Genomic DNA, 8,715 nt, shown 5'->3' with positions numbered 1-8,715 from the left:
GGATGGTGTTGACCGGGTTTTCCTGCCCGTCGACCGTCCTGGTTTCGAGCGCGGTGAACAGTTCCGAGAACGGCAGCGGCACGGCATTGGCGCCGAAGCTGTTGAACATGTCGATGTAAACCGGGTTTTGCATGACACGCAGCTTGATGCCCTGCAGGTCTTCCATCTTCGTGACCGGGCGCTTGGTATTGGTCAGGTTGCGGAAGCCGTTCTCCCAATAGACCAGGCCAACCAATCCTTTTTCCTGCAGTTTGGCGGCGAGCTTCTGCCCGAAGGGACCGTCCAGCACCGCATCCGCTTCCTTCTCGTTGTTGAACAGGAAGGGCAAGTCATACACGCCAAATTCCTTCACGATGCCGACCAGCGTCGCGGTGGAGCCGACCATCATCTCCTGCGCGCCGCCGATGAGCGCATTCTGCATCTGCGTATCGCTGCCGAGGCTGGCGCTGGCGAAGCCCTTCGCCTTGAGCTTGCCGCCGGTGCGCTTGGCAAGGTCTTCGCTGAAGAACTTGACCGCCCTGCCCTGGTTGCTGTCTTCCGCCAGTCCATAGCCGAAGCGGATGATGCGGGGTTTGTAGTCGGCGGCGGAGACCGCGCCGGCAACGCTGGTGAATGCCAACGCGATGGCAATTGATTGAATGATCTTTTTCATGGATGTCTCCTAAAAATAGTGTCAGCGGAACCAGGCCATCGGTACGGTGATGATCCCGGGAAAAGCAACGAACAAGGACAGCAATACGAGGTAGGCGAGCAGAAATGGCCAGATGCCGCGCGTGGCGCTTTCAAGGGAGATCCGCGCGACGCCGCATACCACATTGAGCACGGTACAGATCGGCGGCGTGATCAGGCCGATGGTGCCGACCAGGACGAACATCACGCCGAAGTAAGTGCCATCGATACCGGCCTTGACGGCAATCGGCATCAGCACCGGCGCCATCACCAGGATGGTTGGCGTGAGGTCCATCACGATGCCGACCGCCAGCAGCAACAACATGATCGCCGCCATCAGCACGCGCGGATCATTCATCAGCGGCGCGAGCAGGTCGATCACCTGCGCCGGCAGATCGGCCAGGGTCACCATGTAGGACGACACCAGCGCACCGGCGGTCAGAAACATCACCACGCTGGTGGTGCGCGATGCGTCCACCAGCAGCTTGCCGAGCATGTTCAGCGTCACTTCGCGATACACCAGCACGCTGACCAGCAGCGAATAGACAGCGGCCACCACCGCCGCTTCGGTCGGCGTGAAGATGCCGCCGCGCAGGCCGCCGATGATGATCACCGGCAGCATCAGCGCCCACACGCCGTCGAACAGCGCATGCTTGCGCTCGGCCCAGCTTGCCTTCGGCTGCGCGGTGACATTCATGCGGGGCGTCAGCATCGCCCATACGGCGATGAGCGTCAGGCCCATGAGCAGTCCGGGAACAATGCCGGCCAGGAAGAGCGCGCTGATCGATGTATTGGTGACGACGCCGAAAATGATGAACGACATCGATGGCGGAATGATGGGGGCGATAATGCCGCCGGAGGCGATCAGTCCCGCGCTTTGCGGCACCGGATAGCCGTTGTCGCGCATCATCGGGATCAGTAGGGTTGCCAGCGCGGCGGTATCGGCGATCGCGGAACCGGACAGGCTCGCCAGCAACACCGCGGCGCCGATGGCTACATAGCCGAGGCCGCCGCGGATATGGCCGACGAAACTGACCGCCAGGTTGATGATGCGCTTCGAGATGCCGCCGGCGTTCATCAATTCGCCGGCGAGGATGAAGAACGGCACCGCCATCAACGGAAAGTTGTCCGCGCCGGACAGCATGTTCTGCGCGACCAGCTGGGCATCGAAGAAATCGAGATGGATCATCAGTACGACGCCGGTGAGCATCAGCGCGATGGCGATGGGCATGCCGAGCGCCATCAGGATCACCAGGGCGGCGAGGAAGATGCCGAGCGTCATTCCGATACTCCTTCCGCCGCGATCGGCGCGGCATGCCGCGGATCGCCCGGCACCATGGCCCTGGGGTCCCGTCGCACGATGCGCCACAGGTTGACCGCGACGATCAGCATCATGGAGGCGGCACAGACCAGGCCTGCCGATGCCATGAAGGCAGTGGGATAACGCAGTACGGTGGAATAGGTGTTCAGCCCGATGACCGTTTGCGTCCAGCTTCCGCTCAGGAAAAGCCAGAGGCCATACAGCATCAGAAGATGGCTGACGATGGCACATGCGCGGCGCGCCCGGACGGGCAGCTTGGCTTGCACCATCTCCACGCCGAGGTGCGCATGCTGGCGGAGGGCGAGGATGGCGCCCAGGAAGATCAGCCAGACAAACATCAGGCGGGACACCTCCTCCGCCCACGCGATGCCGGAATTGAAGCCGTAGCGCAGTACCACGTTGCCGAAGACCAGCACCACCATGATGGCAAGCGCCAGTCCCATCAGCCATTCCACGAAGCGCTCGACGCGGGGAAGCAATACGTTCATGCGTTCTCTCCCTGTTCGGCGGAGCCGGTCATGCCCCGTTGTTTCGCATATTGCTGCGCCTGCCCGGCCAGCGCCTCCGGCGGCAGGCGTATATCGACCGCCAGTCCGGATTCGTCGGGTTGCAAGCGTTCCAGGTCGCGAAACTGGCTGTCCAGCAAGGCGACCGGCATGAAATGATTTGATCGCGCCCGCATGCGTTCGGCAATCAATTCCCGATCGCCGTCAAGGTGCAGGAAAAGCAGGTGGGGATCGCCTTCCCGGAGCAAGTCGCGGTAGCGCCGTTTCAGGGCGGAACAGGAAAGCACGAGGCCGATGCCTTTATTCGCCGCATCGGCGATGCGTTGCTGGAGCAGAATCAGCCAACCATGGCGGTCGCTATCGTCCAAGGGCATGCCGGCCGCCATTTTCTCGATGTTGGCCGGCGGGTGATAGGCATCCCCCTCGAAATGGGACACCCCCAGGCGGTCGGCCAGCAGCTGGCCCACGGCGCTTTTGCCGCAGCCGCTCACGCCCATGACGACCCAGCGCTGCGGTAAGGATTGCTTGCTTTCAGTAGAGTCCGCCATACGCCGGATTTCCTTGCAGAATGGATTGCTTTTCGTCCGCGCTGACGTTAATGTTAGCGCTAACAAAGCCTGCATTTTATGCCCTGATGCCGGTTTGTAAAGGAGTTTCGATGGCGCAGCGCAGCAAAAACCGTTAAGACGGCGGGCGGTTGCCCTGCGACCGTCGATGGATATGCCGGCCCCGGCGATAGTTGCGGCCCCTGATTGAATCCGGTAAAACCAACACCATGTCGAACCGCAAACCACGTCCCACCCAAACCGGCCGCGTCACGCTTTCCGAAATCGCCGAGCGCGTCGGAACCAGCTCCATCACCGTGTCACGGGTGTTGAATGCCCCGCACCTCGTATCGGAAGAGTTGCGCAAGCAGATCGAAGCCGCGATCGCCGAACTCGGCTACCTGCCCAACCGCGCTGCCCGCGCCCTGGCCAGCGCCCGCTCGGATAGCGTCGCGGTGCTGATTCCTTCCCTGTCCAACACGGTGTTTACACAATTGCTTGAAGGCGTACGGGATGTACTGCACACCGCCGGATACAGAACGCTGATCGGCGACACCCGCTATTCCGCCGATGAAGAAGAAAGCCTGTTGCGCGCCTATCTCGAACATTCGCCGGACGGCATCCTGGTGACCGGTTTCGAGCAGACGGATACGACCAGGCAGTTGCTGAAAGCCAGCCGGGTACCGGTGGTGCACATGATGGAGCTCTCCGACTCGGCCGCGTATTCCGTCGGGCTGGAACAATTCGACGCGGGACGGACCATCACCAGCCATCTGCTCTCGCGCGGTTATCGCCGCATCGGGTTTCTTGGGGCGCAGCTCGATCCCCGGGTGATGGAGCGCCTGGCGGGCCACCGCGCCGCGCTGCACGATGCCGGTCTTACCTACCCGATCGGCGAAGTTCTCGATCCCCGGCCCTCATCCATCGGCATGGGCGTGGGCCTGCTTGACAGGCTGCTTCAGCAGGCGCCGGATTGCGATGCGGTGTTTTGCTGCAACGACGACTTGGCGCACGGCGTACTCTTCGAATGCCAGCGGCGCGGCATCCGCGTCCCGCAGCAGCTTGCCGTCGCAGGTTTCAATGACCTCGCCGCATCCGCCTGGATCTGCCCGGCGCTCACCACGATCGCGACCCCGCGCTACGACATCGGCCATGCCGCTGCCTCGATGCTGCTGCAGCTGATGCGTGGAGAAACGCCGGAACCGGCGAAAGTCGACCTCGGCTTTTCGCTGGTGCTGCGGGAAAGTACCTGATTGTTTCAGAGGCGGCAGATGGCGAAGGCAACCAGCGCGCCGACGAGGATGCCGGCCGCGATTTCGACGCGCGTATGGCCGACGCGTTCGCGCAGCATCGTATGCGCCGTATCATCGGCGGCGATCCGGTTGATCGCCCTGGCGTGATTGCCGACATGCCGGCGAAGACTGTTGGCATCCAGGATCACGATGAAGGCGAGCGTGACGGCAACGCCGAACGCCGGATGGGAAATCCCTTCGCGGCAGCCGATGAGCGTCGCCATGCTGGCCACGATGGCGCTGTGATTGCTCGGCAGTCCTCCGTATCCGATCAGGCCGAAGGCCAATTTTTTCGCGCGGATGCTGTTCACGAGAAACTTCAGTGTGCCGGCCACGAGCCAGGCAATGAACGGGGTAAGCAGATAGGACAGGTCCATGGTTTATTTCCCCACCGGCCAGACCGCCCACGCACAAGCGGCAATCCACAGAACGACCGTCAGCATGAGCTGCCAGTCCGCCAGCAACGCATCCGTCGGCGATTCGCCGCCGTCCAGTTGTTCGACCACATACCAATAGCGGAACAATCCAAACAGCACCAGGGGAACGCTGGCAATCATCTGCGGCTTGCTCGACATGACGAACAGTCCGTAGAACACCAATGCCCCGGTGGCGGACATTTCCGCATAACGGTCCACCAGGGCCACGGAATATTTTTCGAGAACCTTGCGTCCTTCATCTCCGCTATGCATCAGTTCCTGCCGCCGCTTGACGGCCGCAAGATACAGCGCGAGACACAAGGTGGTGATGAACATCCAACTCGATACGGGAAGGGAGAGCGCGACCGCACCCGCATATACGCGGAGAACGAATCCCAGTGCGATCGTGAATATGTCGATGACCGGCAGATGCTTGAGCGCGAGGGTATAGGCGACGTTGATGACGATATAGGAAAGAATGACCAGCACCACCTGGGGCGTAAAAAGCCATCCGACGGCAAGGGTGGCATACAACATCATCAGCAGAACGACTGCCACCGGAATGGTCACGATCCCGGAGGCCAGCGGGCGCCGCCGGGATTTGACGGGATGACGCCGGTCCTGCTCGATGTCGTAGATGTCGTTGACCACGTAGACCGCGGACGACGCGACACAGAAGAGAAACACCGCGAGCATGCTCGACCTGATTGCGGCGGGATCGAGAAACGCCCCTGAAAAAACGAGCGGCGCAAGGACGAATCCGTTTTTCACCCATTGCTTGGGGCGCATTAAAAGAAGAAGACCCTGCAATCGGGAGATGGATGAAGAGCTGGAGGCGAGATCGCGCATGCAATGAAGCCGTGCCAACGGCATAAAAAAAGTTGCAAAGCCGCAATTTTCTCATCAATTGCCATGCAGGCAAAACTTTTCGGTTTCGCCGGTCTGATGCCGCTGCTACGACATGCTGGCGATCACAGCCACGATTTCCTCGCCATAGGTTTCCAGCTTTTTCTCTCCCACGCCCGAAATATTGCGCAGGTCGCTTAGCGAGCCGGGCTTTGCCTTGGCGATCTCGCGCATCGTCGCGTCATGGAAGATGACGTAGGCCGGCACGTTGTGCTTGCGCGCCGTCTCGACGCGCCACCAGCGCAGCTTCTCGAAGATCGCCTGCTCGGCACGCGAGAGCTCGCTTTCGACGTATCCCTTCGGCTTGACCGCCTGACGTTTCTGCCGGGCCGGCTTCTGGTATTCGCGCAGCTGCACTTTCTGCTCGCCGCGCAGCACCGGACGTGCCTGGTCGGTGAGCTTGAGTGCGCCGTAGGCATCGTGGTCGACCTCGATCAGGCCAAGCGCGATTGCCTGCCGCACGATTGCGCGCCATTCGGCCTCGCTGGCGTCATTGCCGACGCCGAATGTCGACAGCTTGTCGTGCCGCCATTGCTTGACCTTGTCGGATTCGACGCCGCGCAGCACGTCGATCACATGGCCTGCGCCGAAGCGCTGCTCGACCCGGTAGATCGATGACAACAGCTTCTGCATCTTGACGGTGCCGTCGAAGGAGACGGGAGGACTGATGCAGATATCGCAATTGCCGCAAGGGCCGGACGGCTGGCCGAAATAGTCCAGCAGGCGCACGCGCCGGCAGTTGAGCGTTTCGCACAGGCCGAGCATGGCATCCAGCTTGGCAGTCTGGATGCGCTTGTAGGTGTCGCCGGCTTCCGATTCGTCGATCATGCGCCGCTGCTGCACCACGTCCTGCAAGCCGTAAGCCATCCAGGCATCGGCAGGCGCGCCGTCGCGGCCGGCGCGGCCGGTTTCCTGGTAATAGCCCTCGATGCTTTTCGGCAGGTCGAGATGGGCGACAAAGCGTACATCCGGCTTGTCGATTCCCATGCCGAAGGCAATGGTGGCAACCATCACCATCGATTCCTCGCGCAGGAAGCGCGCCTGGTTGGCGCTGCGCACCTGCATGTCCATGCCCGCGTGGTAGGGCAATGCGGGAATGCCGTTGGCGTTCAGGAACTCGGCGGTTTCCTCCACCTTCTTGCGTGAAAGGCAATACACAATGCCGGCATCGCCCGGATGTTCGTCGCGGATGAAGTCGAGAACCTGTTTGCGCGCATTCGCCTTTTCGACGATCTGGTAGCGGATGTTGGGACGGTCGAACGACGATACGAACTGCGGCGCGTCGTCGAGCTGCAGGTTGTGCGCGATCTCCGCGCGGGTCTGCGGATCGGCTGTCGCAGTGAGCGCGATGCGCGGCACATCCGGGAAGCGTTCGTGCAAGACCGACAGCTTCATGTATTCCGGGCGGAAGTCGTGTCCCCATTGCGATACGCAATGCGCTTCATCGATGGCGAACAAGGCGATCTTCGACGACTCGAGAAGCTCGAGGCAGCGTGGCGTCATCAGCCGTTCCGGCGCGACGTAGACGAGATCGATTTCTCCCCTGCGCACCCGGCGCTCGGTCTGCATCGCCTCGTCGAACGACTGGGTGGAGTTCAGGAAGGCGGCGCGCACGCCGACTTCGGCCAGTGCATCGACCTGGTCTTGCATCAACGCAATAAGAGGCGAGACCACCACGCCGACACCGTCGCGCAGCAATGCGGGAATCTGGTAGCACAACGACTTGCCGCCGCCGGTGGGCATGAGTACCAGCGCGTCGCCGCCTTGAGCAACATGCTGAACGATATCGGCTTGCTGGCCGCGAAAGGATGGGTAACCGAATACGGTCTGGAGGATGTGCAGCGCGCGGTCGCTGATGGTCTGGTCAGGCATCCCGCTATTGTAGTTGGATGCGGCGCGGGACGGGAGCTGTCGACCGGGATTATGTCCCTGCAGCCGGCAATTCTGCCGGCGCAACAGGCAGGCCGTTGTCATTCCGCCCAGCGCCCGGAATGACAACCTCACATCACATCATCAATGGCTCCAATCCACCACGCCGGTGTAGGCCGTTGCCAGCACGACCAGTCCGAACGCGATCCGGTACCACGCAAAAATGGTGAAGTCGTGCGAGCTGATGTAGCGCAGCAGCCAGCGCACGCACAGGAAGGCCGATACGAAGGCGGAGACGGTGCCGATGGTGAACAGCGGCACGTCGGCCATCGACAGCAGGTCGCGGGACTTGTACAGCGAATAGGCGGACGCACCGAAAAGTGTAGGAATCGCAAGGAAGAAGGAGAACTCGGTTGCCGCCTTGCGCGACAGGCCGAACAGCATGCCGCCGATGATGGTGGCGCCGGAACGGCTGGTGCCGGGCACCAGCGAGAACGATTGCGCAAGGCCCACCTTCAACGCGTCGAGCGGCGACATGTCGTCCACCGATTGCACCCGCGGCGGATTCGGGTTCATCCGGTTGCGGCGCTCCACCCAGAGGATGATCAGGCCGCCGACGATGAACGCCATCGCGACCGGCACGGGGTGAAACAGCAGCGCATTGATATTTTTATGGAGCAGAAATCCGAGCGTCGCGGCCGGGATAAATGCGACCAGCACATTGATGGCGAACCGCTGCGCCTTCCGGTCGCTGAACAGGCCGGCCAGCACGCTGGCGATGCGGGCGCGGTATTCCCAGCAGACGGAGAGCATAGCGCCTGCCTGGATGGCAATTTCAAACACTTTGACCTTGTCGCCGGTAAAGCCGATCAGGCTGGCGGTCAAGATGAGATGGCCGGTCGAGGAAATCGGCAGGAACTCCGTCAATCCTTCGACGATGCCCATGATGAGCGCCTTGAGCGCGAGAGTAAGGTCCATGTCGTGGGTTGGAAATGGTTACGGTCGGTTACGGTCAACAAAAAACCCGCCGGTAGGACGCCGCGCGGGTTTGGTATGCGGTGTGCTGGTGATCGAAGCACGGATTTCGTTCAAACAACAAACTGACGCTTCCCTCCCCTTTGCAGGGGGGAGGGCTAGGGTGGGGGTGTGAAGGTTGATCTACCGAATGCGTTAGCTCGACCTCACTACCCC

The 8,715-nt window shown here is 61.6% G+C and carries 9 protein-coding genes; 1 reads left to right on the top strand and 8 read right to left on the bottom strand.

The annotated features are described in order from the left end of the window. The 4 genes from V7080_RS20600 to V7080_RS20585 all read right to left on the bottom strand — a co-directional run. Positions 1 to 652: DctP family TRAP transporter solute-binding subunit (locus V7080_RS20600; protein ID WP_334190262.1), on the bottom strand; the 652-nt coding region annotated here is incomplete at its 3' end. Between the two features lie 21 nt (positions 653 to 673). After that, a complete protein-coding gene (locus tag V7080_RS20595; protein ID WP_334190261.1) occupies positions 674 to 1,951 on the bottom strand; it encodes a TRAP transporter large permease subunit in 1,278 nt (425 codons plus the stop codon). Continuing rightward, positions 1,948 to 2,478 carry a TRAP transporter small permease gene (locus V7080_RS20590; RefSeq protein ID WP_334190260.1) on the bottom strand — a complete coding sequence of 177 codons (531 nt, stop codon included), beginning with the start codon at positions 2,476 to 2,478 and terminating at the stop codon, positions 1,948 to 1,950. The genes V7080_RS20595 and V7080_RS20590 overlap by 4 nt, the downstream gene beginning before the upstream one ends. Continuing rightward, complete coding sequence (locus tag V7080_RS20585) at positions 2,475 to 3,044, bottom strand: gluconokinase (RefSeq protein ID WP_334190259.1); 570 nt, start codon at positions 3,042 to 3,044, stop codon at positions 2,475 to 2,477. The genes V7080_RS20590 and V7080_RS20585 overlap by 4 nt, the downstream gene beginning before the upstream one ends. A gap of 227 nt (positions 3,045 to 3,271) precedes the next feature. Here V7080_RS20585 and V7080_RS20580 point away from each other — a divergent pair, with 227 nt between their 5' ends. Continuing rightward, positions 3,272 to 4,294, top strand: coding sequence for a LacI family DNA-binding transcriptional regulator (locus tag V7080_RS20580; RefSeq protein WP_334190258.1), 1,023 nt, complete (start codon positions 3,272 to 3,274; stop codon positions 4,292 to 4,294). 5 nt (positions 4,295 to 4,299) lie between these two features. On the opposite strand, the gene V7080_RS20575 is transcribed toward V7080_RS20580, so the two are convergent. The 4 genes from V7080_RS20575 to V7080_RS20560 form a co-directional block, all read right to left on the bottom strand. Continuing rightward, a complete protein-coding gene (locus tag V7080_RS20575) occupies positions 4,300 to 4,710 on the bottom strand; it encodes a divergent PAP2 family protein (protein WP_334190257.1) in 411 nt (136 codons plus the stop codon). 3 nt (positions 4,711 to 4,713) lie between these two features. Continuing rightward, positions 4,714 to 5,598: a decaprenyl-phosphate phosphoribosyltransferase gene (locus V7080_RS20570; RefSeq protein WP_334190256.1), complete on the bottom strand. Its 885-nt coding sequence runs from the start codon at positions 5,596 to 5,598 to the stop codon at positions 4,714 to 4,716. Between the two features lie 105 nt (positions 5,599 to 5,703). Continuing rightward, entirely contained in the window at positions 5,704 to 7,527 is a 1,824-nt protein-coding gene (gene recQ / locus V7080_RS20565) for a DNA helicase RecQ (protein WP_334190255.1), read from the bottom strand. A 141-nt stretch (positions 7,528 to 7,668) separates the two neighbouring features. Then, the gene (locus tag V7080_RS20560) at positions 7,669 to 8,502 is read right to left on the bottom strand and encodes an undecaprenyl-diphosphate phosphatase (protein ID WP_334190254.1); all 834 of its coding nucleotides are present in this window, start codon (positions 8,500 to 8,502) and stop codon (positions 7,669 to 7,671) included. Positions 8,503 to 8,715 lie beyond the last annotated feature (213 nt).

The sequence above is a fragment of the Noviherbaspirillum sp. genome, assembly GCF_036846085.1.
Lineage (GTDB): Bacteria > Pseudomonadota > Gammaproteobacteria > Burkholderiales > Burkholderiaceae_D > Noviherbaspirillum.
This window is presented reverse-complemented; position numbering and strand designations above follow the sequence as displayed.

Coding starts and splice junctions, on each gene's coding strand:
- V7080_RS20595 (WP_334190261.1), bottom strand. CDS start 1,951: ATGACGCTCGGCATCTTCCTCGCCGCCCTGGTGATCCTGATGGCGCTC.
- V7080_RS20590 (WP_334190260.1), bottom strand. CDS start 2,478: ATGAACGTATTGCTTCCCCGCGTCGAGCGCTTCGTGGAATGGCTGATG.
- V7080_RS20585 (WP_334190259.1), bottom strand. CDS start 3,044: ATGGCGGACTCTACTGAAAGCAAGCAATCCTTACCGCAGCGCTGGGTC.
- V7080_RS20580 (WP_334190258.1), top strand. CDS start 3,272: ATGTCGAACCGCAAACCACGTCCCACCCAAACCGGCCGCGTCACGCTT.
- V7080_RS20575 (WP_334190257.1), bottom strand. CDS start 4,710: ATGGACCTGTCCTATCTGCTTACCCCGTTCATTGCCTGGCTCGTGGCC.
- V7080_RS20570 (WP_334190256.1), bottom strand. CDS start 5,598: ATGCGCGATCTCGCCTCCAGCTCTTCATCCATCTCCCGATTGCAGGGT.
- recQ (WP_334190255.1), bottom strand. CDS start 7,527: ATGCCTGACCAGACCATCAGCGACCGCGCGCTGCACATCCTCCAGACC.
- V7080_RS20560 (WP_334190254.1), bottom strand. CDS start 8,502: ATGGACCTTACTCTCGCGCTCAAGGCGCTCATCATGGGCATCGTCGAA.